Source organism: Sphingomonas sp. HITSZ_GF (assembly GCF_029543155.1).
Lineage (GTDB): Bacteria > Pseudomonadota > Alphaproteobacteria > Sphingomonadales > Sphingomonadaceae > Sphingomonas.
Genome location: NZ_JARQXA010000002.1, coordinates 75,466 through 101,601, shown reverse-complemented (window position 1 = coordinate 101,601; position 26,136 = coordinate 75,466). Strand labels below are relative to the sequence as shown.

The following is a 26,136-nucleotide window of genomic DNA, read 5'->3' as shown; positions in this document are numbered from 1 at the left end:
CATGTCGTTCTCTCCCCCGACCCCTCCCGCAAGCGGGAGGGGAGATTAGCGATAATTCGCCTCGCCCTCGGCCGGGCTTTCCGGACCGGTGGTGGCCGGCGTCCTGGCGACCAGCTTGCGCGTCATCGCGTAGCTGACCGCGATCAGCCCGAAGAACAGCAGCGGCGCGATCCATAGCGCGATGCTCTCGAAGCTCTCGCCCATCACCGCCAGCGGCGCATCATTGGGTGGGATCGGCGAGTTGCGGTTGGCCCAGGCGAGGATGCCGGCAAAGGCGACGCCGAACAGCGACTCACCCACGATCAGGCCGGTCGCCGCCAGCACGCCCATTCGCTCGGCGAACTCGGGATTGGCCTGCTTCTTCGCCCAGCGGTCATAGGCATGGCCGATCAGCGCGCCGACCGGGATCAGCAGCGTGAGCCCCATCGGCAGGTAGATGCCCATGCCCACGGCCAGAGGCGGAAGCCGCATCTTGCCGGCCTTGCCCAGCGCTTCGTCGATCACGATCACGCCGACGCCGATCAGCGCGCCCAGCCCGATCAGGTTCCAGTCGATATCGCCGCCGAGCACGCCCTTGGCGATCGACGAGATCAGCGCGGCCTGCGGCGCCGAGAGCGCGTTTGGGCCGGCGCCGGGCATGCCGACAAAGCCGAGCGTGTTCTTGAGCAGATCGAGCACGATCGGAATCGCCAGGCTGCCGAACACCACGCCCAGGATCAGCGCGAGCTGCTGCTTCCACGGCGTCGCGCCGACGAGCTGGCCGGTCTTGAGGTCCTGGAGATTGTCGTTTGAGATCGTCGCGATCGAGAAGATGATCGCCGTGGTGAACAGCGCATAGGCGATCAGCGCATTGGTGCGCCCGGCATCGGCCTCGTGCCCGAACACCGCGACCAGCAGCAGCGATGCGCCGAGCACGGCGAGGATGCCGACGCCCGAGACCGGCGAGTTGGAGGCGCCGATCAGCCCGGCCATGTAGCCGCAGATCGCCGCGATCAGCACGCCGACGATCAGGACATAGGTGAGCGAGCCGCCGATCACTGCGATCGCATGGTCGTGCACCGGGCCGCCGGCGGAGAAATTCCACAGCAGCCAGGCGATCGGGACGAGCGTGGCGAGCGTGATCAGCGCGACCACCCCGATCGGCATGTCGCGCTCGGTGATGTCGAGTGCCTGGCCGCCCTGGCGCGCCCGCGACGCGGCGAGCGCCGAGCGCAGGCCGGCGATGATCGGGCCGATGATCTTGAGCAGCGACCAGATCGCCGCGACGCCTATCGTGCCGGCGCCGACGAAGCGCACCTGGCCGCGGAAGGTGGTGCCGACCAGCGCATCGACTGCGCTCAGATCGCCGCCATGCGCGAACCAGGGCACCAGCACCGTCCAGGAGATCAGCATGCCGAAGAACATCGCGGCGCCGACCGAGATGCCGACGAGATGGCCGACGCCGATCAGCAGCATTGACCAGCTGGTCGACCAGCCGGTGGCGGTGCTGCCGACGGCGAAATTCTTGCCCGCCTCTTCCGCCACGAACTTCATCTTGGCGAGGAGCGCGAACAGGCCCGAGAAGATCGTGCCGGTGATCAGCGTGCGCAGGCCCGCGGCATTCTCCTTGTCGCCGGCGCCGGAGCCCGAGCCGACCTTGAGCACTTCGGCGGCGGCGACGCCTTCCGGATAGGGCAGGTCGGTGCCGGTGACGAGCGCGCGGCGCAGCGGCACCGAGAACATCACGCCGAGCACGCCGCCGGTGATGCACACCGCCACCGTGGTCCAATAGGGGAAGCCCGACCACCAGCCGACCATGATCAGGCCGGGCAGCACGAAAACGATCGCGGCGAGGGTGCCCGCGGCCGACGCGATCGTCTGGACGATGTTGTTCTCGAGGATCGTGCCGCTCTTGAACGCCTTGAGGATCGCCATCGAGACGACCGCGGCGGGAATCGAGGTGGCGAAGGTGAGGCCGACCTTGAGGCCGGCATAGACGTTCGCCGCGGTGAACAGGATCGTGATGAGCGCGCCGAGGATGATGCCGCGGAACGTGAGCTCCGCCATCGGGCCAGTCTTTTCGCTAGTCTTTTCGGGGGTCATCGGCTCAAATCTCCGCGCGGAAAGTCACAAAAGTCGCGACATCTACGCGTGCGAGGGTCTCCCCCCGCGATGCGGCGTGCGCGGTGGCCAGATTGGTAAGGAAAGCATTGGTCATCGATGGAGCGTGGCATTTGCGGGCCCTGTAGGACAGCCTTTTCTGCACGCTGCTTGCATTGAATAACCATTCGGTTATGAATTTGCCCATGGAGCCGATTGCCCCTTCGATTGCCGATGCACTGTTCCGCGCGCTGGGCGACCCGACGCGACGGGCGCTGTTCGAGCGGCTGGCGCGCAGCGAGTTGACCGTGCGGGCGCTGACCGACGGGGCTGGGATCTCGCAACCGGCGGTCTCCAAGCATCTCGCGGTGCTGAAGGGCGCCGGGCTAGTGCTCGACCGGCCGCAGGGCCGCGAGACGCATTACCGTGCGAACCCCAAGGGGCTGGCGCCGCTGCTCGACTGGATGCGGCTGCACGAGAGCTTGTGGGCCGACAGCTTCGACCGGCTGGAAGACCTGCTCAGGAGAATGGATCAATGACCGAGACGCGGACGCTCGTCCTGGAGCGCGACTTCCCGCATGCCCCGGACAAGCTGTGGCGCGCGATCACCCAGCCGCACCTGATCGCGGAATGGCTGCTGCCCAACGACTTTGCGCTGGAGGCCGGCCACCGCTTCACGCTGCAGAGCCCCGGTGCGCCGGGTTGGAGCGGACGGATCGACTGCGAAGTGCGCGAGATCGAGCCCGGTCGGCAGCTTTCCTACAGCTGGGATACCGGCGGCGAGGGGGAATCGATGCCGCGCTTCCAGTCCGTGGTGACGCTGACGCTCGAACCGGTGGCGAGTGGCACGCGGCTGCGGATGGAGCAGAGCGGCTTCACCAATGCCGCCAATTATGGCGGTGCCCGCTATGGCTGGGGCATGTTCCTCGACCGGCTGGAAGGCGTTGCGTCGCGGTTGGAGCAATAGCCGTCTTCCCGACGAACGTCGGGATCTCGTGCGGCTCCTTTCCCGCCTCCGCCTGAGATCCCGGCTTTCGCCGGGATAACGAATTGGTGGCGGCAGGGGAGTTGAGGCGCCCGGCCGTCCTGCTACGCTTGGCCCATGAACACGGGAACCGAGACCGCGCAGCGCGCGGCACGCCTTGCGCTGGTCGGCGCGCTGCTGCTCGTCGGCCTATGGGTCGCGCATGGCTTCGTGCCCGCGCTGCTGTGGGCCGTGGTGCTGACGATCGCGGTCGATCCGCTGCATCTGAAGCTGCGCGCCTGGCTGCACGGCACCCACCCGGTCGTGATCCCGCTGATCATCACGCTGCTCGCCGCGCTGATCGTGCTGGTGCCGCTGGCCTTCGGCGTCACCCAGGCACTGCGCGAGGCGCACGACATCGTCAGCTGGATCGGCCAGGCACAGGCCCAGGGCGTGCCGGTGCCCGAATGGGTGGCGCGGCTGCCCTTCGGCGCCGATGCGGTGCGCAGCTGGTGGCAGACGCATCTCGCCAGGCCCGAGGACGCCGCGGAGCAGCTCCGCATGCTGAGTGGCAGCGAGTGGCTGACCCATTCGCGGACGATTGGCGCCAATGTTGCGCACCGGGCGGTAGTGTTCGGCTTCACCCTGCTGACCCTGTTCTTCGTGCTGCGCGACCGCGACGCGCTGCTGGCGCAGGGGCGCCGTGCAGTGCTCAAGCTGTTCGGGCTCACGGGCGAGCGGGTCGGGACCCAGGCGATCCGATCGGTGCGCGGCACGATCGACGGGCTGGTGCTCGTCGGGCTTGCCGTCGGTGCGATCATGGCAGTGATCTATCTGGTTGCCGGCGTGCCGCACCCGCTGCTGCTCGGCGGCGTGACTGCGATCGCGGCGATGATTCCATTCGGTGCGCCCGTGGTCTTCGGGCTCGCTGCGGTGCTGCTGCTGATCCAGGGCTCGGTGGTGGGTGCCGTGGTGGTGGTGGCGGTCGGCGCGGCGATCATCTTCGTCGCCGATCACTTCATCCGCCCGGCGATGATCGGCGGCGCGACTCAGCTGCCCTTCATCTGGGTGCTGATCGGCATCCTGGGCGGGGTCGAGACGCTCGGCCTGCTCGGCCTGTTCATCGGCCCCGCCGTGATGGCAGTGCTGGTGATGCTGTGGCGCGAGTTCCTGGCGCCGTCGCCGGTCTCACCGGCCCTTGAACAGACCCCCGAGGACACCACGCACTAGCCCGCCGAGGATGCTGGCGCCGGCGCCACTCTTCTTGCCGAACACTGCCTTCGACACTTCGTTCGCCACGGCGCGCCCGGCCGCCGAGGAAGCGGAGCGGGTGGCCGAGGTGATCGCGCGGTTCCACGGATTGTTGGCGGCTTCCTTCTCGGCGGCGCGCTGCGCCTGGGCGTCGAGCCGCGCCTGACGATCGGCATCGCGCTGCGCAGCGAGGCGCTGGCGCTCGGCTTCCTTGGCGAGGCGCGCGTCTTCCTTGGCCTGGGCGGCAGCGGCCTTTTCGGCTTCGTCCTGTGCCTTCGCCTCGGCGGCGGCGGCAGACGCCTCTGCCGACTTGGCGGCGAGCAGCTCCTCGGCCGATTCGCGATCGACCAGCGTGTCGTATTTTGCGCCGATCGCATCGGTCTGGATCATCACCTTGCGCTCGTCCGGCGTGACCGGGCCCACGCGCGTCGCAGGAGGCCGGATCAGCGTGCGCTGCACCGGGCTTGGGGAACCGTCGTCCTGGAGCAGCGAGACCAGCGCCTCGCCAACCTTGAGCTCGGTGATCACCGTTTCGACATCGACATCGGGATTGGCGCGGAACGTGGTCGCGGCCGCCTTCACCGCCTGCTGATCGCGCGGGGTGAAAGCGCGCAGCGCGTGCTGGACGCGATTGCCGAGCTGGCCGGCGATCGTGTCGGGCACGTCGATCGGGTTCTGCGTGATGAAATAGACGCCGACGCCCTTGGAGCGGATCAGGCGGACGACCTGCTCGATCTTCTCGAGCAGCGCCTTGGGCGCGTCGTCGAACAGCAGATGTGCCTCGTCGAAGAAGAAGGCGAGCTTGGGCTTGTCCGGGTCGCCCACTTCCGGAAGCGACTCGAACAATGCCGAGAGGAGCCAGAGCAGGAAGGTGGCGTAGAGCTTGGGCGAGGCCATAAGCTTGTCCGCGGCGAGGATGTTGACGACGCCGCGGCCCTTGTCGTCGAAGCCGAGGAAATCCTCCATCGACAGCGCCGGCTCGCCGAAGAAATTGGCACCGCCCTGCGAACGCAGCTGGAGCAGCGAACGCTGGATCGCACCGACCGACTGCTTCGAGACGTTGCCATAGGTGGCGGTGAGCTCGTCCGCCCGCTCGGCGCAGTGCGCGAGCATCGACTGGAGATCGTCGAGGTCGAGCAGCAGCAGCCCGTCCTTGTCGGCGACGGTGAAGGCAATGGTGAGCACGCCTTCCTGCACCTCATTGAGGTCCATCAGCCGGGCGAGGAGTAGCGGGCCCATCTCGGAAATGGTGGTGCGGATCGGGTGGCCCTGCTCGCCATACAGGTCCCAGAACTGCACCGGCGTGTCGGCATAGGCCCAATCGGCCAGGCCGATCTCGGCGGCGCGGGCCTTGAAGATCTCGTGCATCTTCGCGGTGGGCGAACCGGCCATGGCGAGGCCGCTAAGGTCGCCCTTCACATCGGCGACGAAGCAGGGGACGCCGGCGCTCGACAGACCCTCGATGATGCCCTGGATCGTCACCGTCTTGCCGGTGCCGGTGGCGCCGGCGATCAGGCCGTGGCGATTGGCGCGCTTGAGCACCAGCGCCTGGGGGTTGCTGCCGCCCGCGCCCGCGCCAACGAAAATGCCCGTTTCTCCCGCCATGTCCGACCTCCACTGATTGGAGGACCGGAATAGGGGAGAAACGGGCATTCGTCAGCCCGGAAGGGCCCGGTTTTAGTTGATGCCGACCGAGACGAAGCGGCCGAGCGCGCGGCGCTGGACCCAGAGCAGCACGCTGGTCTTGCCCGCGGCCTTGGCCGCAGCCACCTGCTTGGCGACATCGGCGGCGCTGGCGACCGCGACACGGTTCACCGTGGTGATCACGTCGCCGCGCTGCAGGCCCTTGCCCGCCGCGTCGCTCGCCGGATTGGCCTGGACCACGACCACGCCGGTGGTGTTCGGATTGACGCCGACGCTCTGCGCGATCTGCGGGGTGAGCGGAGTCACCTGGATGCCGAGCGAGGCGGCGGCCATCGTATCGGCATCGGCGCCCGGCGCCGTCGAATTCTCGTCGTTCGGATCGAACTGGGCGAGCTGCTCCTCGGGCGGGCGGGTGCCGACGGTGAGGGTCACGGTCTGGCGCTTGCCGTCGCGGTAGAGCTCGAGCGGAATGCGGGTGCCCGGCTTCACGTTGGCGACCAGATAGGACAGCGTCTGATCGGGGGTGACGTCCTTGCCGTCGACCTTGACGATCACGTCGCCCTGCTTGATCCCGGCCTTCTCCGCCGGCTGACCCGGCTCGACGCGGGCGACGACGGTGCCCTGGCCCTTGGGCACGCCCAGGCCGTCGGCGATGTCGTCGGTCAGGTCCTGCATGCCGATGCCGAGATAGCCGCGGGCGATCTTGCCGCCCTTCATCAGCGTGTCGATCACCGGCTTGGCCTCTTCCGCGGGGATCGCGAAGCCGATGCCGACATTGCCGCCGGTGGGCGACAGGATCTGCGAGTTGATGCCGATGACGTTGCCGTTGAGATCGAACATCGGGCCGCCCGAATTGCCGCGGTTGATCGAGGCATCGGTCTGGATGAAGCGGTCATAGGCGCCGCCCTGGCCGGTGACGCGGTGCACCGCCGAGACGATGCCGGCGGTCACCGAGCCGCCCAGGCCGAAAGGGTTGCCGATCGCGACGACCCAGTCGCCCACGCGGGTGCCGGCCGAATCGCCGAACTTCACGAAGGGCAGGTTGGCGCCTTCGATCTTGAGCACGGCGAGGTCCGACTGGGCGTCGTTGCCGATCAGCTTGGCCTTGAACTCGCGCTTGTCGGGCAGGGTGACGGTGATCGATTCGACGGTGGCGCCGCGGGCGCCGGCCGAGATCACATGGTTGTTGGTGACGACATAGCCGTCGGCCGAGATGATGAAGCCCGAGCCGAGCGATTCGGCCTGGCGGGTGACCGGCTGGTTGCCACCGCCAAACGCCTCGAACGGCGTGCCCGCGAACGGATTGGCGTTCATCGTCACGCGCTGGGTGGTCGAGATGTTGACCACCGCCGGCTGCAGCTTGGCGACCATGTCGGCGAAGCTCATCGGCGCACCGGCGCGGGGCGCCGCCGCCTGGATGGCGCCGGGCTCGTTCTGCGCGGTCTGGGCGCCGGCAGGCTGGTGGATCGTCAGCGTCGCGGCGGCGCCGCTCAGCAGAAGGGCGGTAGTGAGAGCGTAGGCATAACGCACGTGAGTCGGTCCTCTCAGACGAAGGAAAAGCGTTCGAAACGGATTTTTGCGCCGAAATGCTGAACGGCGATTGAATATGAACGGATCGACAGCGTCATCGTTGCTGCATGAATTCCTTCAGATAGGAATTGTTCGGCGACAGGATGATCGCGGTTTCGCCCTTGTCCGGCGCGTTCGTCAGGAACGTGTTCCGGTAGGAGCGCATCGCCCGCCAGAAATTGTAGAAATCCGCATCCTTGTTGAACGCCGCGGCATAAATCTGCGCGGCCTGGGCATCGGCATTGGCGCGGATGATCTGCGCGTCCTTGTTGCCCTGGGTCTCGATCGTCTTGGCTTCCTGGAGGCGCGCGGTGCGCATCCGCTCGAGCGCGCTGTCGAGCGGCGAGCCCGTCGGCAGCTCGGTCTGCTTGATGCGCACGTCGACGATCGACACGCCATATTGCGCCGCCAGCTTCTGCAGCGAGTTCTGGATGTTATCCATCACCTGGCCACGCTCAGGGCTGAGCAGGATCGCCGAGGGGCGCTTGCCCAGCTCGTTGCGCAGCGCCGAGCGGAACAGCGGCTGGAGCTGGTCGGTCACCCGGTCCTCGGTGCCGATGGTGACGACCATCTTGAGCGGATCGGTGACGCGGAAGCGCGCATAGGCATCGATCTGCAGGCGGAGCTGATCGGTGGAGAGCACCGGCTCGTTGGGCAGGTCGACCGAAAGCACGCGCTTGTCGACGCGGACGACGCGATCGATGAACGGCAGGCGGAAGATCGGCCCGGCCTGGGTGCGGCCGAACTGCTCGCCGGTCCTGTAGGCGTTGACGGTGCGATAGGGCTGCTCGAGGCGCAGGATCACCACCTGGTCGGTCTCGCGGACCACGGTGACGGTGCTCATCACCAGGATGAGCGCGACGATGCATGCCACGGCGATGCCGATCGGGCTGCGCAGCCAGGTCATTTCTGGTCTCCCTGCTGGGTCTTGCCGGCATCGGGGCGGACCCCGGGCAGCGGCAGATAGGGAGTCACGCCCGGCGCCTCCACGATCGTCTTGTTGGTGCGGCTGAGCACCTGCTCCATCGTCTCGTAATAGAGGCGGCGGCGGGTGACTTCGGGGGCGGCCTTGTACTGCTCGTAGATCTTGTCGAACTCGGCGGCCTCGCCCTGCGCGACGGCGATCACCTGCTGGGCATAGCCATTGGCGTTGTTGCGCGCGGCCGAGGCGCCCTGCTGCGCGGCCTGCACTGCCTTGAAGGCGTCGTCGACCTGCTCCGGCGCGCTCGCCTTGGTCAGCGCGACGCTCTGGATGCGGATGCCCGAATGATATTCGTCGAGGATCTTCTGCATCGCCGCCTGGACATCGGACGAGATGCGCCCCTGGCCCTCGCCGATCGCCTCGGTCAGCGTGGTGGTGGCGATCACCGCGCGCATCGCGCTCTCGGCGGTGTCCTTCACCGTCTCCTTCGGATCCTTGATCTGGAAGGAATAGTCGGTGGCGTCGGAGATGTACCAGTTCACCGAATAGGCGAGGTCGACGATGTTCTGATCGCCGGTGAGCATCAGGTTGGCGCCGCTCTCGGGGAATTTCTCGGTATGGACCGAGCCGACGTCGACGATCTCGACGGACTGGATCGGGAAGGGCAGGGTGAACTGCACGCCCGAGCCGAGCGTCGCCGAATAGCGGCCGAGCGTGGTGACGACGCCGCGCTCGCGCGTGCCGATCGTGTGGAAGCTGGTGAACACCACCCAGACGAGCAGAAGACCGACCACGACCAGGCTCCAGAGCCTGGCGCCGCCCGGGGGAATCGGCAGGCCGCTGCCGCCGCCCATGCGGCGGAAGATGTCGTCGAACGGGCCGCCACCGCCGCCGCCGTTGCCACCGCCGCCGGAGCGGGGACGCCGCCCCTCGGGCGGGAAGGACCAGGGATTGCGCGGGCCGCTGCCCGATCCGCCGCCGGAGCCGCCCTTGCCATCGCCCGAGCCGCCGCCCTCACCGCCGCTGCCCGAGCCCCATGGGCTCTTCGGAGCCTCGTTCTGCCAGTTGCCGGCCTTGCTCAGCCAGCTCATCAGGTTTGCCATCTGGCCTTTATAAGCAGGCGCGCGCGGATTTACAGTGGCGCGCGGCGATTGTGCGCCTATCTGGCACGCAATGACCGACACCGAAGCCCTGAGCGCCGCGCTCGCCCCGATCGCCGCCGGCCGCGCCACTGCCCGCATCGATGGCGCGCGCGCCAGCATCGTCCTCGACGTGACCGGCCTGGCCGAGGCGACGCGCGACGAGCTGGAGGCCGATATCCGCCGCGTCGCGGGTGCGCTGCCCGGGGTCGACGAGGTGCGCGTGCTGATGACCAGCGAGCGCCGCACCCGGCGGCTGATCGCGGTGGCGAGCGGCAAGGGTGGCGTGGGCAAGTCCACCGTCGCGGCGAACCTGGCGATCGCGCTCCAGCGCCGCGGACGCAGGGTCGGGCTGGTCGATGCCGACATCTATGGCCCCTCGCAGCCGCGGCTGCTCGGCGTCGAGGGCGTGAAGCCGCAGGCGCGCGAGAAGGTGCTGCTGCCGGTCGAGACCCGGTTCGGCGTGCCGATGCTTTCGATGGGCGGGCTCGTTGCCGAAGGACAGGCGATCGCCTGGCGCGGTCCGATGGCGGGCGGCGCGCTCGGCCAGATGGTCGACGCCGATTGGGGCGAGACCGAGCTGCTGGTGCTCGATCTGCCGCCCGGCACCGGCGACGTCCAGCTCACCATGATCCAGAAGCACAAGCCGGCGGGCGCGGTGATCGTCTCCACCCCGCAGGACCTGGCGCTGATCGACGCGACGCGCGCGATCGACCTGTTCAACAAGGCGGGCGTGCCGGTGGTCGGCCTGATCGAGAACATGTCGGGCTATGCCTGCCCGCATTGCGGCGAAGTCTCCGATCCGTTCGGCGCGGGCGGGGCCGAGGCCGCGGCGGCGAGGCTCGGCATTCCCTTCCTTGGCCGGGTGCCGCTGGAAATGGCGATCCGCGCCGCCTCGGACGCCGGCGAGCCGCCCGCGGCGGGGAACGGCCCGGCCGCCGAATTGTTTGCCGGATTGGCGGGCCAGGTGGACGACTGGCTCAAGAACTAGCCGTCATCCCGGCGAAAGCCGGGATGACGATAGTGTGGAGGATGCGATGCCGTTGACGCGGGACGAGGACATCAGGGCGCTGCTCGAAGGCGTGCGCACCATTGCGATGATCGGCGCGTCCGACCGGCCCGACCGGCCGAGCTACGGCGTGATGGCGTTCCTCCAGCGGCAGGGCTATCGGGTGATCCCGGTCAATCCGCAGATCACCGGCGAGCATGTCCACGGCGAATTCGTGTTCCGCGAGCTCAGCCAGATCGGTGAGCCGATCGACCTGGTCGACATCTTCCGCCGACCCCAGGCCGCGGGCGAGGCAGTGGACGAAGCGATCGCCGCGGGGGCCAAGGCAGTGTGGATGCAGCTGGGCGTGATCAACGAAGCGGCTGCGGCGCGGGCCGAGGCGGCGGGGCTCCAGGTGGTGATGGACCGCTGCCCGGCGATCGAGATCCCGCGGCTCGGGATTCAGCCGGTCGCCTGATAATCGGGCCGGACGCCGGCATCCTTCCAATAGCGTACCAGACCCAGCTCGTCGGCGAGTCGCAGGAACCGCGCGTCGGTGCGCATCGACGCAGTCGGGGGCAGGAACAGCAGATGCGTGCGGCGGGCGTTGCGCCGCGTATAGGTGCCCTGCTCGGTGGAGAAGCGCAGCTCGCCCGGATCGAAGCCGCGCGCGAAATAATAGGCGTCGGCGACGGCAAAGGCCTCGTCCACCCGGCCGAGCCCCGAGAGGAACTGGATACCGTTCTCGGCGAAGCCGGCACCCCGATGCGCGCCTTCGAGCGAGATTGCCGCCGCCGCCTCGATATCGCGTGGCGCCCGGCTCAGCATCGCGCGGGCGACGATCAGTACCTGCTCGAAATTCCATTCGGGAATGCCGGTCGGGCGCGTTCCGCGATTCTCGCCGAGCGCGATCGCCTCGCGGACGCGGCCGGTGTACATCAGCAGGTAGAAGCGCGTGAACCAAACCGCGAAATGGGTGGGGAACAGCGCGACGGCATCGTCCATCGCCTTGTCCGCCTCGTCGGGACGGCCTGCGGCCCACAGCGTCTGGACATGGGTGTAGGCGAGGCCGGGATTGGGCGGGACGCGCTTCCAGATCCCGTCGATCAGATTGGCGGCTTCGGTGCAACGTCCCACGCCGAGCATCACGCCCGCCAGCGAGCTGACCAGCATGTCGTTATGGGGATGGCTGGCGAGGCTGGTGCGCAGTCCGCGTTCGGCGACCGTCCAGTTGCCGAGCACCGGCTTGTTCAGCCCGTCCGCGGCGCGGGCATAGGCATTGCCCGGGTCGAGCGCGAGCGCGCGGCGGCGCGCCTCGGCGGCGCGGGCGCGCATGTCTGCCTCATATTGCTGCGGCCGGCCGACTGCAGCCGCCGAATAGGACAGCGCCAGCAGCCCCCAGCCATCCGCATAATCGGGGCGCAGCGACACGACGCGGCGAAGCAGCCCGATCGCCTGGTTGCCGCCTTCGACCGTGCCCTGGGTCATCGCCATCTGCGCCTGGATCATCAGCGGCGCGACATCCGGGGGCGGCTTGTCGGTCAGTGCGGGGTCCGAGGCGATGAAATGGCGCCAAGTATAGAGCCCGCCGCCGACCGTAACCACCGCCAGCCCGGCGCCGGCGAGCATCGCGCGGCGATCGAGGCGCAGGCGGTGCGCCTCGGCCCGCGCCCGGGCGAGCGGGCTGTCCTCTGCCGGTGCCACTTCGCCCTGGCCTTCGCGCAGCAGCCGATAGCCGACCTTGGTGATCGTCTCGATCCGGAAGCTGCCCTGGCCGATCCCCTCGGCGGCACGGCGCAGGCGCGAGACGACGCGGTTGATCGCATCCTCGCCGACGACGCGGCCTTCCCAGCAGCTCCGCGTCAGGTCGTCGCGGCTGACGATCGCGCCGTCCGCGCGGGCGAGCGCGACCAGCACCTGCATCACCCGGGGTTCGAGCACGTCCTCCATGCAGTCGTCGCGGGCAAGCTGGCGCAGCGCCGGGCGCACCTCGAGCGTGCCCAGCCGGAACGGCGCCTCATGCGCAAGGTCGATACGGCCCTCCACCGCGCTTCCATCCCCGCAAATCGATCGCCGCGCCACCCTATCGGCGAATCATCGGCATTTCATCAGCTCTTCATCGGCTCCTCATCCTCTCCATCAGGCGGCGTCCGGGCGATCAGGGGGCATCCCGGCACGGTGCCGGAATTCCCGGAAAGGAGCCAGATATGTACAAGTTCATCACCGCCTTCGCCGCCGCAACCCTGATCGCCTCGCCGGCCCTGGCCGGGGAGCGCGTCACCGTCCGCCACGCCGATCTCGATCTGAAGAGCGATGCCGGCCGCGCCGAGCTCAACCGCCGCCTCGCCGCCGCGACCGAGCAGGTCTGCGGCTCCTATGCGAGCGTGGGCGCGGACGAGGCGCACCTGGTCCGGCAGTGCCGCGACGGCGTGCAGCGCGACCTCGCCCGCCAGCTCGCGGCGCGCTGGGGTGCCGCGCAGGTCGCGCGCCGCTGATTTCCCTCACGGCCGGGCAGGCTGCGCATTGCCGCCCGGCCGCTTTTTCTAGCGGAGCCAGGAAAGCGCCTCGATCAGCCGCCGCACGTCGCGCGCGTCCTGATAGAGGCCGAAGCCGATGCGCAACACGTCGCCGCGCACGTCGGTGATCACGTCCTCGGCTTCGAGCTCGGCCTTCCAGCGCTGGGCATGGGGAGACTGGAGCGCGAGGAAGCGCGCGGGGCTGTCGGGGTTGCGCAGCGCAGCCGCGATCGGCAGCTCGGCGAGCAGCTGCGCGCGCAGGCCATCGACATGCGCCGCGATCGTGGCGGTGGTCAGTTCCTCCTGGCGCAGCATGTCGCGCACCGCGACGAAGCGGTAGATGCCCGAAGGATCGAAGGTCGCGCCGAGGAAGCGGCGCCCGTCGGGGGCATAACCGATGCTGCCCGGCGGCAGCGACAGGTCCTCGAACTCGGCATACCAGCCGGTGATCTCCGGGCGCGGGCCATAGCCCGGCGGCGCGTGGAGAAAGGCGCAGCCTTCGCCGGCCATCGCATATTTGTAGCCGCCGGCGAGGTAGAAGACCTTGTCCGCCACCGCCGACAGGTCGACCTCCATCGCCATGAAGGCGTGATAGCCGTCGATCACCACCCAAGGGCCCTCGGGCCGGGCGAGTGCGGCAAGCTCGGCGATCCCGTCAAAGACCTGGCCGGTGCCGAACTGGACCTGGCTGACGAAGATCAGGTCGTGCGCGCCGGCGCTGGCCCGGGCGACGATCTCCTCCAGCGGCACGCGCTCCACAGTGGCGCTGCCGGCTTCCTCCCAGCGCATCGACTGGCGGCGGAAGCTGTGGAACTCGCCGGTGCTGGCGAGGATGCGGAGCGGGCCGGGGCGCGCCGAGGCGATCCGCAGCAACAGCTCGTGCGTGTTCGGCGCGAACACCACCGTATCGGGATCGGGCAGCTTGAGCTCGGCGGCGACGTGGCGCTGCGCGGCTGGCCAGATCTCGCCCATCACCCGCTCCCACTTCCGGTCGGCGAGGCGCACCCCGTCCTCCCAGGCGGCGAGCTGGCCGAGATAGGAGGCGTCGGGCCAGAGATGGTGCGAATGCGCGGCGAAGTGCAGCCGCTCGGGCGCCGCGGCCAGCGCGCGCTGGAAGAGATGCTTGTAGCTCATAGCTGGGTACGCAGCGTCCACAGCTCGGGAAAGGCGCGTTTCGACAGGGTGCTTTCCAGATAGGACACGCCCGGGGTGCCGCCGGTGCCGGGCTTCATCCCGATCACGCGGCTGACGGTGATCACATGCTTGTGCCGCCAGGTGGCGAGCGCATCGTCGATGTCGACCAGCTTCTCGGCGAGCTGGTACAGCTCCCACCAGCGCGTCGGGTCGCGATAGACCTGGGCCCAGGCGTCCTCGACTGGCTTGCTCGGCACGTAAGGCTGGCTCCAGTCGCGCGCCAGCACCTCGGCAGGAAGCGCGAAGCCGGCGCGGGCGAGCGCGGCATTGGCCTCGTCCCACAGGCTCGGCAGCGCGGCGACTTCGGTGGTGAGCGGGCCCGGCACGCCGCCGCCGCGCAACCCCAGCATCGTCTCGACCGCGCGGAACTGGTCCGACTGGAAGCCCGAGCTGGTGCCGAGCACTTCGCGGAAACGCGTATAGTCGCTCGGCGTCATCGTCGCGAGCACGTCCCAGCTCAGCGTCATCACCGCCTGGATGCGGCTGACCCGGGCGAGCGACTTGTACGCCTCCACCGGCTTGTCGGCGCGGACCAGCTCGAGCGCGGCGCGCAGCTCGGCGATCATCTGCTTGAGCCAGAGTTCCTTGGTCTGGTGGATGATGATGAACAGCAGCTCGTCATGCCGGTCCGACAGCGGATGCTGGGCAGCGAGCAGCTGGTCGAGCGCGAGATAGCGGCCATAGGTCATGCTTTCGGTCATGACCCGTCCCTACGCCATCTCCCGGGCCGGATGAAAGCCGTAACGCCGGATACTATTCAGCCCAATCCGTCATCCCGCACAAATCCGTCATCCCGCGCCAAATCGTCATCCCGGCGAAAGCCGGGATCTCGTGCGACTCCTTCCCGGCGCCTTCGCCTGAGATCCCGACTTTCGTCGGGATGACGTTCAGTTGTTTGGGATGACGGAACCTAGTTTAGTCGCGCAGCAGCTCGTTGATGCCGGTCTTGCTCCGCGTCTGCGCGTCGACCGTCTTGACGATGACGGCGCAGTAGAGGCCCGGCTTGCCGGCCTCGCCCGGGATCGTGCCGGGCACCACCACCGAATAGGGCGGCACAGCCCCACGATGCACTTCGCCGGTCGCCCGGTCGATGATCTTGGTCGAGGCGCCGAGATAGACGCCCATCGACAGCACCGCGCCTTCGCCGACGCGCACCCCCTCGGCCACCTCGGCACGCGCACCGATGAACGCGCCGTCGCCGATGATCACCGGATCGGCCTGGAGCGGCTCGAGCACGCCGCCGATGCCGACGCCGCCCGAGAGGTGGACGTTCTTGCCGATCTGCGCGCAGCTGCCGACGGTCGCCCAGGTGTCGACCATCGTGCCTTCGCCGACATAGGCGCCGATATTGACGAAGCTCGGCATCAGCACGACGCCCTTCGAGATGTGCGCGCCGTGGCGGACGACGCTGCCCGGCACCTGGCGGAAGCCGGCGGCGCGGAAGCGCGCGTCATCCCAGTTCGCCGTCTTGAGCGGCACCTTGTCGAACCCGCCGGGCATCACCGAATTGTCGTTGAGGCGGAAGCTGAGCAGCACGGCCTTTTTGAGCCACTGGTTGACCTGCCAACCGCCGTCCACCGGCTCGGCGACGCGGGCCTCGCCGCGATCGAGCAGGTTCAGCGCCTCGGCCACCGCCTCGCGCACGGCGCCTTCGGTGCCGAAGCCGAGGTTCGCGCGGTCTTCCCAGGCGGCGTCGATAACGGTCTGCAGGTCGGTCATTCGGAAGTCTCCAGGATGCTGTGGAGCCAGGCTCCGAGGTCGGTGACGGTATAGTCGATGAAGCTGCGGTCGATCTCCGGCCCCTGCTCAGAGCCATTGTCGATCCAGACGGTGGCCATGCCGATTGCCTTGGCGGGCTTCAGGTTGCGGGCCATGTCCTCGACGAACAGGCTGTGGCTGGGGTCGATGCCATAGGCGTCGCACAGGCCCTGATAGGCTTGGGGATCGGGCTTGGGGCGATACTGGGTGGCGTGGACGTCGTGGATCGCCTCGAAGGTGCCAGCCATGCCGAGCCTGTCGAGCACCTTGCTGGCATAGGGCGCGTCGCCATTGGTGAAGACGAGCTTGCGGCCGGGCAGCCGGGCAAGCGCCTCGACCAGCGCTTCGTTTACTTCGAGCACGCTCATGTCGACGTCATGGACATCGGCCAGATAATGGTGCGGATCGGTGCCGTGCTCGGCCATCAGCCCGGCCAGCGTGGTGCCGTGCGCGTGGAAATAGCCCTTCTGCACCTTGTGCGCCTCGGCCGCGTCGAGCCCGAGCAGATTCTGGACGTATTGGCCGATCCGCGCGTCGATCAGCGCGAACAGGTTGACGCTCGCCGGGTAGAGCGTGTTGTCGAGATCGAAGATCCAGTTGCGGATGTGCGACAGGGCGGGGTCCATGGCGGGCGTCTAGGCAGTGGGGGCGGGGGTGGCAATGCCCCCGATCGTCATCCCGGCGAAAGCCGGGATCTCGTGCGGCTCCTGCCCCGTGCCTTCGCCTGAGATCCCGGCTTTCGCCGGGATGACGGTGGTGGGGCGGGATGACGGCAGCGGTCAGGTCGACCGATGATTGCTTCGTCGCCAAGGACCAAAACTTTATGGCAGAGCCGGCAGCGCCTCCCCATCTCGGCTTCCATGACTGCCTATTCGCTGCTCGACCTCGTCCCCATCCTCCAGGGCGGGAACGCTTCCCAGGCCCTTGCCAACGCCGCCGATCTCGCCCGGCATGCCGAGGGGCTTGGCTTCACCCGCTACTGGGTGGCCGAGCATCACGGGATGGACGGGATCGCCAGCGCCGCCACCGCCGTGGTGATCGCGCATGTCGGCCAGGCGACCTCGACGATACGCGTGGGCGCGGGCGGAATCATGCTGCCCAATCATTCGCCGCTCCAGGTCGCCGAGCAGTTCGGCACGCTCGACGCGCTGTTCCCCGGCCGGATCGATCTCGGCCTGGGCCGCGCGCCGGGATCGGACCAGCGCGTCTCCGCCGCGATCCGCCGCGGACTGGGCAGCGACGGCAACGAATTCCCGCGCGACGTGCAGGAGCTGCAGAGCTATTTCGCCGATGACGGGCAGACCGGCATCCGCGCCACGCCGGGTGCCGGCGCCAAGGTCGATATCTGGATCCTGGGTTCGAGCCTGTTCGGCGCGCAGCTCGCGGCGATGCTGGGGCTGCCCTATGCCTTTGCCTCGCATTTCGCGCCGGGCCTGCTCGACGAGGCGATCCAGGTCTATCGCCGCAATTTCCGCCCCTCGGACGTGCTGGAGAAGCCGCACCTGATGCTCGGCTTCAACGTGTTCGCGGCCGACAGCGACGCGGAGGCGGAATATCTCGCCAGCTCGCAGCAACAGGCGTTCGTCGCGATCCGCACCACCGGCAAGGGCATCCAGCTGCCGCCGCCGGTGCGCGGCTATCGCGAGAGCCTGGGCGGACATGGCAATGCGATGCTCGACCAGGTGCTGTCGGCCAGTGCGATCGGCGGCCCGGGGCGGGTGCGCGAGCAGCTCGCCGCCTTCATCGCGCGGACGGGCGCCGACGAGCTGATGCTCACCAGCGCGATGTTCGATCCTGCTGCGCGCAAGCACAGCCTGACGCTCGCCGCCGAGGCGATGCAGGGCCTTTGACCCTTGCTGCCGTCATCCCCGCGAAAGCGGGGACCCAGCTCCCGGACTGTCCTCGCGCCAGGCAGCTGCTTTTCCCCGGCTCATCTACGCGAGATGGGCCCCCGCTTTCGCGGGGGTGACGGTAAATTGCGGGAGGCTAACGCGGCGCCGATCCCCCCGGAGCGGCGCCGCGCGGCACGGGCATGGGATCAAGCGTTGGTGTCGATCACCAGGCCCGTTGCCGAACTGCCGTTGCTGCTCTTGCCGGCATTGCTGCCATAGGTGCTGCTGCCCGAGGCGGCGGCATCGCGCAGCTTCTCGAGAAACGCGCTCATCGCCTCCAGCTGACGCGCGGCGATCTCGCTGATCTGCGTCGCCGTATCGGTCGCATCCTCGTCGTCCGAATCCGCGTCGCTGCTCGCGGGCGGCGGGCCCGGCGGCGGGCCGCCGGCACCCTGCGGGCCACCCGGGCCGCCTTCGCCGCCATCCGGGCCCTGCGCGAAGAAGCTCTTGAGCTCGGCCGCCTGATCCTCGGTGAGCGCGCCGCTCTTCACCTGCTCGTCGATGATGCCGTCGATCTTGGTCTTCATGTCGCCCGGCTTGCCGCCGCTCGCACGGTCGCTGGCCAAGCTCGAATCGATCGTGTCGAGCGCGCTGCTCAGGGCATTCTGGTCGTCGGTGCTGATTGTGCCGGCCGATGCCGCCGCGGATATGCGGGCGTCCATCTGCGCGCGCGGATCGAACCGCTGCGTCATCGAAGAAATGGAAGTCATGCGGGTTTCCCTTTTGCGTCTACAATCCCCGATTGGAGTTTAGCATAGATTAGCTAACATATTGTAAACGAAGGATAATAACCTCGTTCATGCGGATTGGGCGGCGCTGGCCCCAGAACCAGCGCCGCCACGCGACCCGACGGATAAAAGAGGGCAATCCGCGAGTTCAGGACACGGTTTGCGTCCCGTTCATCACGCGAGAATTTCAGTTTGTTGCAGCTATGTCAGTTTGCGGCGGGCAGGCGCAGGCGGACGAGCAGGCCGCCGAGATCCTCGCTTTCCTCGAGGCTGACGGTGCCGTCATAGATCTCGGCGACGTCGCGCACGATCGCCAGGCCCAGCCCGGTGCCGGGCTTGCCGCTGTCCAGCCGCACGCCGCGGTCGAAGATGCGGATGCGATCGGCCTCGGGGATGCCGCGGCCATCGTCTTCCACCAGGATCTCGACGAAACCGGCCTGCACGCTGGCGGTGATGAACACGCTGCCGCCGCCATATTTGGCGGCATTCTCGACCAGGTTGCCGAGCAGGTCGTCCAGGTCCTGGCGCTCGATATGCGCGACCAGATCCTTCTGCCCGTCGATGTCGATGCGGACATTGGGATAGAGCCGGGCGACGGCGCGCTCGACCGCCTCGATCGACGGCCAGACCTGGGCGCGGCTGTGCGCCGATCCGCGGCGGCCGACCGCGCGGGCGCGGGCGAGATGGTGGTCGATCTGGCGGCGCATCGTGCGCGCCTCGCGGATCACCGCCGTGGCAAGGTCGGCCTGGCCGGCGGCGGCGGCGTTCATGATCACGCTGAGCGGCGTCTTGAGCGCATGGGCGAGATTGCCGGCGTGGCGGCGCGCTTCCTCGGCCTGGCGGTCGTTATGCTCGACCAGCGCGTTGAGCTCCTCGACCATCGGCGCCACTTCGGCGGGCATCGCGCCTTCGACGCGGGTCGATTCGCCGGCGCGCAGCCGGGCGATCTCCTGGCGCACGCGGCGCAGCGGCAACAGGCCGAACCAGGTCTGCAGCGCGACCATGATCACCAGCCCGAGCCCGAGCAGCACGAAGCTGCGCACCAGCGTGCGGCGCAGCGTCGCGATCTGCCCGTCGAGCGTCTCGCGGCTGATCGCGACCTGGAAGCGCCAGCGCACCGGCGATCCGGGCAGCACCGCGTCGCGCTCGGCGATGCGCAGCAGCTGGCCCGGGAACTGGCGGCTGTCATAGACGTGGACATCGGTGTCGTTGTGCTTCTGGTCGATCTTCAGGCGCTGATCCCAGAGCGAACGCGAGATATAGGGCTCGAAACCCTTGCCGCTGATCTGCCAATAGGCACCCGAATTATATTCGAGGAAGCGCTGGTCGGCGAGCTCGCGGTTGTTCACCACCTCGCCATTGGGGCCGATCTCGGCAGTGAAGATCATTGCCTTGATCAGATAGTCGAGCTGGTCGTCGAAATTCTTGGTGACGGTGGTGACGAGCACCCGGTCGAGCGCCACACCGCCGCCGACCAGCAGGATCAGGATCCAGGCGGTGGCGACAAGCAGCATGCGCCGGCTCACCGATCCGGTGGAGCGGGTATAGTGGCGCGGGCGCGGTTCGCCGGGCGCGACCGGCTCCGGCTCGGTCAGCGAGCGGCCGAACAGGCGATGGCGCAGCTCGCCTAGTTTCCGGGCGAGCCGTGTCATCGGCTCAGGCGTCGGCCGGCTCTTCCAGGCTGTAGCCCAGGCCCCGGATGGTGGTGATCACGTCTGGACCGAGCTTCTTGCGGATGCGCGTGACGAAGACTTCGATCGTGTTCGAATCGCGATCGAAATCCTGATCGTAGATATGCTCGATCAGCTCGGTGCGGCTCACCACCTTGCCCTTGTGGTGGAGCAGGTAGGAGAGGAGCTTGTACTCCTGCGCAGTCAGCTTCACCGGCTCGCCGGCCTTGGTGACCTTGCCCGAGCGGGTGTCGAGGCGGATGTCGCCGGCGATCAGCTCTGCCGAGGCGTTGCCCGAGGCGCGGCGGATCAGGGCGCGCAGGCGGGCGATCAGCTCCTCGGTCTGGAAGGGCTTGGCGACATAGTCGTCGGCGCCGGCATCGAGGCCCGCCACCTTGTCCGACCAGCTGTCGCGCGCGGTGAGCACCAGCACCGGGGTGGTCTTGCCTTCCTTGCGCCAGCGATCGAGCACGGTCAGCCCGTCGATCTCGGGCAGGCCGAGATCGAGGATGATCGCATCATATTGCTCGTTGGAGCCGAGATAGAGGCCTTCCTCGCCATCGGTGGCAAGGTCCACCGCATAGCCCGCGCCTTCCAGCGCGTTGCGGAGCTGCTGCCCCAGGTTCGGCTCATCCTCGACGATCAACAGTCGCATAGCATTCCCCTCGGCGGGCCCTAGCTGCCCGATTTGCGGACGATCGCGCCGGTGCGGCCATCGACGTCCACCCAGATCACCGATCCATTGCGCAGGAACTTCAGCGTGTAAACTTCCGTTGCGGGATCATAGTCGAAACCGAGATATTGGGCCCCGGGCACGCGGGGCACGACGCGGCGCTCGATCTCGCGAACCGAGAGCGGCGGCGGGGCCTGGCGCCGGGGCGCCCGGCTCTCCGAATCCTGATGCCGATCCGGTTGCGCAACGGCATCCCCGGCAGGCGCGAACGCTGCCAGGCAGGCGCAAAGGATGGGCGTCACCAACATCTTCATGGCAGATGGCATAGGGTCCGGGCATTGAATAGCCCCTGAACGCACCCTTCAGCCGGCTGTAACTTGCCGGGCGCGCGCGTCGCCCCTAGTTGGCCCGCATGGCTGCACCCGTTCTCGCTTTCGAAAATCTCGGTCTCGTCCAGGGCCATGGCTGGCTGTTCCGCGGGCTCGACCTCTATATCGGCGAGCGCGACCGGCTGGCGCTGATCGGCCGCAACGGTGCCGGCAAGACGACGCTGCTCAAATTGATCGCCGGCACGATCGACAGCGACGAGGGCCGCCGGATCATCGTGCCGGGCACGCGCGTGGTGCTGCTCGAGCAGGAACCGCGGATGACCGGCTGCGCGACGCTGCTCGACTATGTCCTCTCGGGCAGCGATGCGCCGCCGCAGCACGAGGCCGAGGCAATCGCCGACCAGCTCGGCATCGACCTTTCGCGCGAGGCGAAGACTGCGTCCGGCGGCGAGCGCCGCCGCGCCGCAATTGCCAGGGCTCTTGCGCAGAACCCCGATGTGCTGCTGCTCGACGAGCCGACCAACCATCTCGACCTTGCCGCGATCGAGTGGCTCGAAGACTGGCTCAGCCGCTTCACCGGCGCGTTCATCGTGATCAGCCACGATCGCACCTTCCTCACCCGCCTGACCCGCTCGACGCTGTGGCTCGATCGCGGTTCGATCCGCCGCGCCGAGATCGGCTTTGGCGGGTTCGAGGCCTGGACCGATCAGGTCTATGCCGAGGAAGAGCGCAACGCCCAGCGGCTCGACGCCAAGCTCAAGATCGAGGAGCATTGGCTCCAGCGCGGCGTCACCGGCCGGCGCCGGCGCAACCAGGGCCGGCTCGAGAAGCTCAAGGAGATGCGTGCCACCCGCGCCGCGATGATGGGGCCGCAGGGCGCGGCCAAGCTGGTCACCGCCGCCGACGACAGCAACACCAAGGTGGTGATCGACGCCAAGCACGTCACCAAGAAGTTCGGGGATCGCACGATCATCAAGGACCTGACCTTCCGCGTCACCAAGGGCGACCGGATCGGCATCGTCGGCGCGAACGGCGCGGGCAAGTCGACGCTGCTCAAGCTGCTCACCGGCGAGATCCAGCCCGACGAAGGCAGCGTGAAGCTCTCCAACACGCTCAACGGCGTGATCATCGACCAGCAGCGCAGCCTGATGGACCCGGCCAAGACGGTACGCGACGTGCTCGCCGATGGCGGCGACTGGATCGATGTGCTCGGCGTGCGCAAGCACGTCCATGGCTATCTCAAGGAGTTCCTGTTCGATCCCTCGATCGCCGAGGCCAAGATCGCCACGCTCTCGGGCGGCGAGCGCTCGCGCCTGCTGCTCGCCCGCGAATTCGCCCGGCATTCGAACCTGCTGGTGCTCGACGAGCCGACCAACGATCTCGATCTCGAAACGCTCGACCTGCTCCAGGAAGTGATCGCCGATTACGAAGGCACCGTGCTCATCGTCAGCCACGACCGCGACTTCCTCGATCGCACCGTGACGGTGACGCTCGGGCTCGATGGCTCGGGCACCGTCGACGTCGTCGTCGGCGGCTATGCCGATTGGGAAGCCAAGCGCCGGCCCAGGGCCGAGGCGAAGAAGGCGGCGCCCAAGGCTGTCGCTGCGCCCGAGGCGCCGAAGAAGGCGACCAAGCTCAGCTACAAGGACCAGCGCGACTACGACCTGCTGCCCAAGCGGATCGAGGAGATCGAGGCGCAGATCGCCCGGGACGAGGCGGCGATGTCCGATCCGGACCTGTATGCGAAGAATCCCGGCAAGTTCGCCTCGCTGAGCGACGGCATCGCCAGGCTGCGCGACGAGAAGGACGCGGCGGAGATGCGCTGGCTCGAGCTGGCGGAGATGGTCGAGGCGCTGGGCTGAATCCCGTCATCCCGGCGAAAGCCGGGATCTCTTGCGGCTCCTTCCCGCCATCGCCTGAGATCCCGGCTTCCGCCGGGATGACGATAGGCTTGCAATGTAGGATTTCGCCTGCTTGCCTCCCTGGGCGTTCCCCCGGCCGCGCGCTCTTTGACCTGTAGGAAAGATAGGATCCCGCGCGCGCAAGGATATTGCGAGATCGGGCGCGTTCTTGGGAAAACAGGGAAAATAGCCCCGCCGAAAACCTGCTTTGGGCGTGTACTTCGTGTCCTTTGGCGAGTCGCCTGCGCAGCGGCTGTTGGGAAGCCTCAGGCCTCCAGCGCCACCGTGACCCTGGTGCCGTCGGGCCCGCTGTCGGTCATTGCGGTGCCGCGCGCCTGGCGGACAAAGCCTTCGATCAGCCGCTGGCCGAGCCCGCCATCCTTGCGCGGCTTCGCTACTTCGGGAAGCCCGACGCCGTCGTCGCGCACGGTGAGTTTCCAGCCCGGGGCCGCAGCCTCGAAGCGCACTTCGATCCGCCCGGCCTCGCGCCCGGCAAAGGCGTGCTTGGCGGCATTGGTGACGAGCTCGTTGACGATCAGCCCGATCGAGACGGCACGGTCGCGCGGCAGCTCGGCATGGACGCTGCTGCAATCGAGCGTGATCGCGCCGCGCAGGAACAGCGCTTCGGCCAGCGCCGCGCTCAGCTCCTCGAGATAGACCGCCATGTCGACATCGCCGGGCGATACCGCCTCGCCGCGATAGAGGTGGCGATGCGCGCGGGCGATGCTCTCCACGCGGGTCAGCGCCGAGGACAGGGCTTCCTGCGTTTCCGCGTCCTTGGCGCGGCGGCGCTGCATGTCGAGCAGCGCGGCAACCAGCGTGAAGTTGTTCTTCACCCGGTGGTCGAACTCCTCGAGGAACAGGTCGCGCTCCAGGATCTCGCGGTCGCGCTCGTCCGAGGCGCGGCGCACCGCGCGGCGGAACAGCTCGGCCACGGCGATGGTGATGCCCAGCGCGATGCACACCGACAGCACGCTGATCAGCGCTTGCTGCGAGGTAGGCGGATAGGCGCCGCTGCGCGGATAGACGAACAGCCAGATATAGATGACCGACACGCTGGCCGTGGTGGCGCCGGCGAGCCAGCGGGCGAACAGCGTGGCGACGGTGACCGCCGGGAAGATCAGCGCAAAGGCGGCGACGCCGGGCGTGATCTGGTCGAGCACGAAGCGGAGGACGCCGGCAGAGGCGGCCGCGGCGAGCCCGATGATCAGCGAGCTCACCCATTCCGGTACCGCGGGTGCCAGCCTGTTCGGCAGGTCGAGTTCGCCAATTCGCCCCATCGAGCGGGAGTGAGCCTTCAGCGCGGGGCGTGAGTCAAGCATTGGGTCCGGTCTTTTAACTTCGATCAGGACGATTTACAGATTTCGCCCCGATCTGCCTGCCAAATCAACCACATATTGCCACGCGACCCGCCCCGATCGGCTGCCGCGCCGAGTCGCCCAGCCGATCGCGTCGATCGGATCGAAGCTGAGCCCGTGCGCCTCGGCATAGGCGCGGACGATCTCGACATAGGTATCCTGGTCGACGACGTGGAAGCCCAGGCTCAGCCCGAAGCGATCGGCCAGCGCCAGCCCGTCATCGGCCGAATCGCGCGGATTGATCGCGCTCGCCTGCTCGGCGATGTCGCGGGTGACGAGGTGGCGGCGGTTCGAAGTGACGAGCAGCCGGGTGTTGTTGGGCCGCGCCTCGGCGCCGCCCTGGAGCAGCGAGCGCAGCGCCCGGGCATCGCCGACGCCGTCGAAGCCGAGATCGTCGAGGAACACGGCGAAGGGCCGGTCGGTGGTGCCGAGCAGGGCGAACAGCTCGGGCAGCGTGTCGAGCTGGGTGGTGACGGCCTCGACCAGCGCCAGCCGCCCGCCCTGCGCCTGCACCGCGGCGACGGCGCTCTTCACCAGCGCCGACTTGCCGGTGCCGCGCGCACCCCAGAGCAGCACGTCCTGCGCGGCATGGCCCTGGGCGAGCCGGGCAAGGTTGGCAACCAGCGCCTCGCGCTGCGCATCCACGCCGCGCAGGATCTCGATCGGCAGTGGATCGAACACGCGTGCCGGCGCCAGCCCGTGGCCACGCCACACATAGGCGGGATGCGCCTCGAGATCGGCCGGCGGCGGCGGAGGCGGGGCGAGCCGATCGAGCGCATCGGCGATACGGGAGAGAAGCTGGTCGTTCATTCGTGGAAGCCGAATTCGCGCACGACATAGGCATAGACGTCGGGCAGCTTCCTGCGGACATTGTCGCGGGTGAAGGGCGGCCGCGCGGCGCGGCCATGGATCACCACGCTGGCGGTCATCGCCAGGAATTCGGTGGGGTTCTTGAGCATATAGGCATTGGCGGGGAAGTCGCCGCTCGCCTTGGCCGCGTCATAGAGACGCACCAGCTCGGGGTTGCGCGCGCCGCCGGCGATCCGGTCGTACATCCAGCGGTGGATCAGCTCGTGGAGCAGCACCGGATTGTCGGCGGGATGGACGCGCCGCGCCAGGAAGGTCCGCCGCCCGGCGCGCGAGATTTCCTCGGGGTCTTCGTTGATCAGGATCGGCTGGGCGCGGAAAAAGGCCATGACCTCGGGCGACACCTGCACGTCTTCGACCAGGTCGATCTGCTGCTCGATCGACTTGACGATATCGGCGGAGGGCAATGCACCCTGCCAATCGATGATATGGCCGCGATAGGTGGTTTCGACGGGTGCCTTCGCCGTGGCGGCCAGCGGCGTGCAGGCGATCACGGCGAGTGGCAGCAGCAGATGTCGCATGGCTCCCTTTCGTCTTTCTTGTTTGCGGACGCGCTAGGAGCGCTTCGTTGCAGCGAGATTGCGAGCGGCCGGTCGCGCATGCAAGCGCCGAGGGTGCAACGTCCATTGTGGTTTCGTGGCGCTACCGATACGATTTGGGCACGCCACAAGGGGGGAGAGCGTCTTGCGATCAG

At 68.1% G+C, this 26,136-nt stretch carries 25 protein-coding genes; 8 read left to right on the top strand and 17 right to left on the bottom strand.

The window, feature by feature from the left end; genetic code table 11:
* Positions 1 to 45 precede the first annotated feature (45 nt).
* Positions 46 to 2,046 (bottom strand): oligopeptide transporter, OPT family, encoded by a 2,001-nt coding sequence (locus tag P6144_RS06225; RefSeq protein ID WP_277766872.1) that lies wholly within the window; start codon positions 2,044 to 2,046, stop codon positions 46 to 48.
* A gap of 239 nt (positions 2,047 to 2,285) precedes the next feature.
* Here P6144_RS06225 and P6144_RS06220 point away from each other — a divergent pair, with 239 nt between their 5' ends.
* The 3 genes from P6144_RS06220 to P6144_RS06210 all read left to right on the top strand — a co-directional run bounded on the left by P6144_RS06220 (position 2,286) and on the right by P6144_RS06210 (position 4,273).
* Entirely contained in the window at positions 2,286 to 2,618 is a 333-nt protein-coding gene (locus P6144_RS06220; RefSeq protein ID WP_277766871.1) for a metalloregulator ArsR/SmtB family transcription factor, read from the top strand.
* On the top strand, positions 2,615 to 3,046 hold the full coding sequence (locus P6144_RS06215) for an SRPBCC domain-containing protein (RefSeq protein ID WP_277766870.1): 432 nt from the start codon (positions 2,615 to 2,617) through the stop codon (positions 3,044 to 3,046). The genes P6144_RS06220 and P6144_RS06215 overlap by 4 nt, the downstream gene beginning before the upstream one ends.
* Positions 3,047 to 3,181: 135 nt before the next feature.
* Positions 3,182 to 4,273 carry an AI-2E family transporter gene (locus tag P6144_RS06210; RefSeq protein WP_277766869.1) on the top strand — a complete coding sequence of 364 codons (1,092 nt, stop codon included), beginning with the start codon at positions 3,182 to 3,184 and terminating at the stop codon, positions 4,271 to 4,273.
* On the opposite strand, the gene P6144_RS06205 is transcribed toward P6144_RS06210, so the two are convergent.
* The 4 genes from P6144_RS06205 to P6144_RS06190 all read right to left on the bottom strand — a co-directional run bounded on the left by P6144_RS06205 (position 4,232) and on the right by P6144_RS06190 (position 9,520).
* Positions 4,232 to 5,899: a helicase HerA-like domain-containing protein gene (locus P6144_RS06205; protein WP_277766868.1), complete on the bottom strand. Its 1,668-nt coding sequence runs from the start codon at positions 5,897 to 5,899 to the stop codon at positions 4,232 to 4,234. The two genes, P6144_RS06210 and P6144_RS06205, sit on opposite strands and share 42 nt — an antisense overlap.
* A 72-nt stretch (positions 5,900 to 5,971) precedes the next feature.
* Positions 5,972 to 7,468, bottom strand: coding sequence for a Do family serine endopeptidase (locus P6144_RS06200; RefSeq protein ID WP_277766867.1), 1,497 nt, complete (start codon positions 7,466 to 7,468; stop codon positions 5,972 to 5,974).
* Positions 7,469 to 7,562: 94 nt separating this feature from the next.
* Positions 7,563 to 8,414: a protease modulator HflC gene (locus P6144_RS06195; RefSeq protein ID WP_277766866.1), complete on the bottom strand. Its 852-nt coding sequence runs from the start codon at positions 8,412 to 8,414 to the stop codon at positions 7,563 to 7,565.
* Positions 8,411 to 9,520, bottom strand: coding sequence for a protease modulator HflK (locus P6144_RS06190; protein WP_277766865.1), 1,110 nt, complete (start codon positions 9,518 to 9,520; stop codon positions 8,411 to 8,413). Before P6144_RS06190 ends, P6144_RS06195 begins: the two co-directional genes overlap by 4 nt.
* Positions 9,521 to 9,602: 82 nt before the next feature.
* Between P6144_RS06190 and P6144_RS06185 the strand changes: the two genes are divergently transcribed.
* Complete coding sequence (locus P6144_RS06185; RefSeq protein WP_277766864.1) at positions 9,603 to 10,559, top strand: P-loop NTPase; 957 nt, start codon at positions 9,603 to 9,605, stop codon at positions 10,557 to 10,559.
* A gap of 46 nt (positions 10,560 to 10,605) precedes the next feature.
* Complete coding sequence (locus tag P6144_RS06180; RefSeq protein WP_277766863.1) at positions 10,606 to 11,034, top strand: CoA-binding protein; 429 nt, start codon at positions 10,606 to 10,608, stop codon at positions 11,032 to 11,034.
* Here P6144_RS06180 and P6144_RS06175 read toward each other — a convergent pair.
* Entirely contained in the window at positions 11,019 to 12,602 is a 1,584-nt protein-coding gene (locus P6144_RS06175; RefSeq protein ID WP_277766862.1) for a winged helix-turn-helix domain-containing protein, read from the bottom strand. The genes P6144_RS06180 and P6144_RS06175 overlap by 16 nt on opposite strands.
* Before the next feature lie 161 nt (positions 12,603 to 12,763).
* On the opposite strand from P6144_RS06175, the gene P6144_RS06170 reads away from it, so the two are divergent.
* Positions 12,764 to 13,051 (top strand): UrcA family protein, encoded by a 288-nt coding sequence (locus P6144_RS06170; protein ID WP_277766861.1) that lies wholly within the window; start codon positions 12,764 to 12,766, stop codon positions 13,049 to 13,051.
* A 48-nt stretch (positions 13,052 to 13,099) separates the two neighbouring features.
* Here the strand turns inward: P6144_RS06170 and P6144_RS06165 are convergent, their stop codons facing one another.
* The 4 genes from P6144_RS06165 to P6144_RS06150 form a co-directional block, all read right to left on the bottom strand.
* Complete coding sequence (locus P6144_RS06165) at positions 13,100 to 14,206, bottom strand: aminotransferase class V-fold PLP-dependent enzyme (protein WP_277766860.1); 1,107 nt, start codon at positions 14,204 to 14,206, stop codon at positions 13,100 to 13,102.
* Positions 14,203 to 14,967, bottom strand: coding sequence for a tryptophan 2,3-dioxygenase (locus P6144_RS06160; protein WP_277766859.1), 765 nt, complete (start codon positions 14,965 to 14,967; stop codon positions 14,203 to 14,205). Before P6144_RS06160 ends, P6144_RS06165 begins: the two co-directional genes overlap by 4 nt.
* Before the next feature lie 214 nt (positions 14,968 to 15,181).
* A complete protein-coding gene (dapD, locus tag P6144_RS06155) occupies positions 15,182 to 15,985 on the bottom strand; it encodes a 2,3,4,5-tetrahydropyridine-2,6-dicarboxylate N-succinyltransferase (protein WP_277766858.1) in 804 nt (267 codons plus the stop codon).
* Positions 15,982 to 16,650 (bottom strand): pyrimidine 5'-nucleotidase, encoded by a 669-nt coding sequence (locus tag P6144_RS06150; protein ID WP_277766857.1) that lies wholly within the window; start codon positions 16,648 to 16,650, stop codon positions 15,982 to 15,984. The genes dapD and P6144_RS06150 overlap by 4 nt, the downstream gene beginning before the upstream one ends.
* 234 nt (positions 16,651 to 16,884) lie before the next feature.
* Here P6144_RS06150 and P6144_RS06145 point away from each other — a divergent pair, with 234 nt between their 5' ends.
* The gene (locus tag P6144_RS06145) at positions 16,885 to 17,874 is read left to right on the top strand and encodes an LLM class flavin-dependent oxidoreductase (RefSeq protein WP_277766856.1); all 990 of its coding nucleotides are present in this window, start codon (positions 16,885 to 16,887) and stop codon (positions 17,872 to 17,874) included.
* A gap of 188 nt (positions 17,875 to 18,062) precedes the next feature.
* Here the strand turns inward: P6144_RS06145 and P6144_RS06140 are convergent, their stop codons facing one another.
* From P6144_RS06140 to P6144_RS06125, 4 genes are all read right to left on the bottom strand, one after another.
* Positions 18,063 to 18,626, bottom strand: a complete 564-nt coding sequence (locus P6144_RS06140; protein WP_277766855.1) for a hypothetical protein — start codon at positions 18,624 to 18,626, stop codon at positions 18,063 to 18,065.
* A gap of 224 nt (positions 18,627 to 18,850) precedes the next feature.
* Complete coding sequence (locus tag P6144_RS06135) at positions 18,851 to 20,158, bottom strand: HAMP domain-containing sensor histidine kinase (protein WP_277767412.1); 1,308 nt, start codon at positions 20,156 to 20,158, stop codon at positions 18,851 to 18,853.
* 142 nt (positions 20,159 to 20,300) lie between these two features.
* Positions 20,301 to 20,969, bottom strand: a complete 669-nt coding sequence (locus tag P6144_RS06130; protein WP_116839133.1) for a response regulator transcription factor — start codon at positions 20,967 to 20,969, stop codon at positions 20,301 to 20,303.
* A 20-nt stretch (positions 20,970 to 20,989) separates the two neighbouring features.
* Positions 20,990 to 21,295, bottom strand: a complete 306-nt coding sequence (locus P6144_RS06125) for a hypothetical protein (protein ID WP_277766854.1) — start codon at positions 21,293 to 21,295, stop codon at positions 20,990 to 20,992.
* Positions 21,296 to 21,399: 104 nt separating this feature from the next.
* On the opposite strand from P6144_RS06125, the gene P6144_RS06120 reads away from it, so the two are divergent.
* On the top strand, positions 21,400 to 23,178 hold the full coding sequence (locus tag P6144_RS06120; protein WP_277766853.1) for an ATP-binding cassette domain-containing protein: 1,779 nt from the start codon (positions 21,400 to 21,402) through the stop codon (positions 23,176 to 23,178).
* 305 nt (positions 23,179 to 23,483) lie between these two features.
* On the opposite strand, the gene P6144_RS06115 is transcribed toward P6144_RS06120, so the two are convergent.
* From P6144_RS06115 to P6144_RS06105, 3 genes are all read right to left on the bottom strand, one after another.
* On the bottom strand, positions 23,484 to 24,497 hold the full coding sequence (locus P6144_RS06115; protein ID WP_277766852.1) for a histidine kinase dimerization/phosphoacceptor domain -containing protein: 1,014 nt from the start codon (positions 24,495 to 24,497) through the stop codon (positions 23,484 to 23,486).
* A 75-nt stretch (positions 24,498 to 24,572) separates the two neighbouring features.
* Positions 24,573 to 25,385, bottom strand: coding sequence for an ATP-binding protein (locus tag P6144_RS06110; RefSeq protein WP_277766851.1), 813 nt, complete (start codon positions 25,383 to 25,385; stop codon positions 24,573 to 24,575).
* Positions 25,382 to 25,963 carry a hypothetical protein gene (locus P6144_RS06105; RefSeq protein ID WP_277766850.1) on the bottom strand — a complete coding sequence of 194 codons (582 nt, stop codon included), beginning with the start codon at positions 25,961 to 25,963 and terminating at the stop codon, positions 25,382 to 25,384. The genes P6144_RS06110 and P6144_RS06105 overlap by 4 nt, the downstream gene beginning before the upstream one ends.
* Positions 25,964 to 26,136: the final 173 nt, after the last annotated feature.

Bases quoted from the DNA above. Each gene is read 5' to 3' on its own strand.
- P6144_RS06220 (WP_277766871.1), top strand. From the start codon at position 2,286: ATGGAGCCGATTGCCCCTTCGATTGCCGATGCACTGTTCCGCGCGCTG.
- P6144_RS06225 (WP_277766872.1), bottom strand. From the start codon at position 2,046: ATGGCGGAGCTCACGTTCCGCGGCATCATCCTCGGCGCGCTCATCACG.
- dapD (WP_277766858.1), bottom strand. From the start codon at position 15,985: ATGACCGACCTGCAGACCGTTATCGACGCCGCCTGGGAAGACCGCGCG.
- P6144_RS06160 (WP_277766859.1), bottom strand. From the start codon at position 14,967: ATGACCGAAAGCATGACCTATGGCCGCTATCTCGCGCTCGACCAGCTG.
- P6144_RS06130 (WP_116839133.1), bottom strand. From the start codon at position 20,969: ATGCGACTGTTGATCGTCGAGGATGAGCCGAACCTGGGGCAGCAGCTC.
- P6144_RS06105 (WP_277766850.1), bottom strand. From the start codon at position 25,963: ATGCGACATCTGCTGCTGCCACTCGCCGTGATCGCCTGCACGCCGCTG.
- P6144_RS06210 (WP_277766869.1), top strand. From the start codon at position 3,182: ATGAACACGGGAACCGAGACCGCGCAGCGCGCGGCACGCCTTGCGCTG.
- P6144_RS06215 (WP_277766870.1), top strand. From the start codon at position 2,615: ATGACCGAGACGCGGACGCTCGTCCTGGAGCGCGACTTCCCGCATGCC.
- P6144_RS06150 (WP_277766857.1), bottom strand. From the start codon at position 16,650: ATGGACCCCGCCCTGTCGCACATCCGCAACTGGATCTTCGATCTCGAC.
- P6144_RS06170 (WP_277766861.1), top strand. From the start codon at position 12,764: ATGTACAAGTTCATCACCGCCTTCGCCGCCGCAACCCTGATCGCCTCG.
- P6144_RS06135 (WP_277767412.1), bottom strand. From the start codon at position 20,158: ATGCTGCTTGTCGCCACCGCCTGGATCCTGATCCTGCTGGTCGGCGGC.
- P6144_RS06140 (WP_277766855.1), bottom strand. From the start codon at position 18,626: ATGACTTCCATTTCTTCGATGACGCAGCGGTTCGATCCGCGCGCGCAG.
- P6144_RS06185 (WP_277766864.1), top strand. From the start codon at position 9,603: ATGACCGACACCGAAGCCCTGAGCGCCGCGCTCGCCCCGATCGCCGCC.
- P6144_RS06145 (WP_277766856.1), top strand. From the start codon at position 16,885: ATGACTGCCTATTCGCTGCTCGACCTCGTCCCCATCCTCCAGGGCGGG.
- P6144_RS06180 (WP_277766863.1), top strand. From the start codon at position 10,606: ATGCCGTTGACGCGGGACGAGGACATCAGGGCGCTGCTCGAAGGCGTG.
- P6144_RS06110 (WP_277766851.1), bottom strand. From the start codon at position 25,385: ATGAACGACCAGCTTCTCTCCCGTATCGCCGATGCGCTCGATCGGCTC.
- P6144_RS06115 (WP_277766852.1), bottom strand. From the start codon at position 24,497: ATGGGGCGAATTGGCGAACTCGACCTGCCGAACAGGCTGGCACCCGCG.
- P6144_RS06165 (WP_277766860.1), bottom strand. From the start codon at position 14,206: ATGAGCTACAAGCATCTCTTCCAGCGCGCGCTGGCCGCGGCGCCCGAG.
- P6144_RS06125 (WP_277766854.1), bottom strand. From the start codon at position 21,295: ATGTTGGTGACGCCCATCCTTTGCGCCTGCCTGGCAGCGTTCGCGCCT.
- P6144_RS06205 (WP_277766868.1), bottom strand. From the start codon at position 5,899: ATGGCGGGAGAAACGGGCATTTTCGTTGGCGCGGGCGCGGGCGGCAGC.
- P6144_RS06120 (WP_277766853.1), top strand. From the start codon at position 21,400: ATGGCTGCACCCGTTCTCGCTTTCGAAAATCTCGGTCTCGTCCAGGGC.
- P6144_RS06190 (WP_277766865.1), bottom strand. From the start codon at position 9,520: ATGAGCTGGCTGAGCAAGGCCGGCAACTGGCAGAACGAGGCTCCGAAG.
- P6144_RS06195 (WP_277766866.1), bottom strand. From the start codon at position 8,414: ATGACCTGGCTGCGCAGCCCGATCGGCATCGCCGTGGCATGCATCGTC.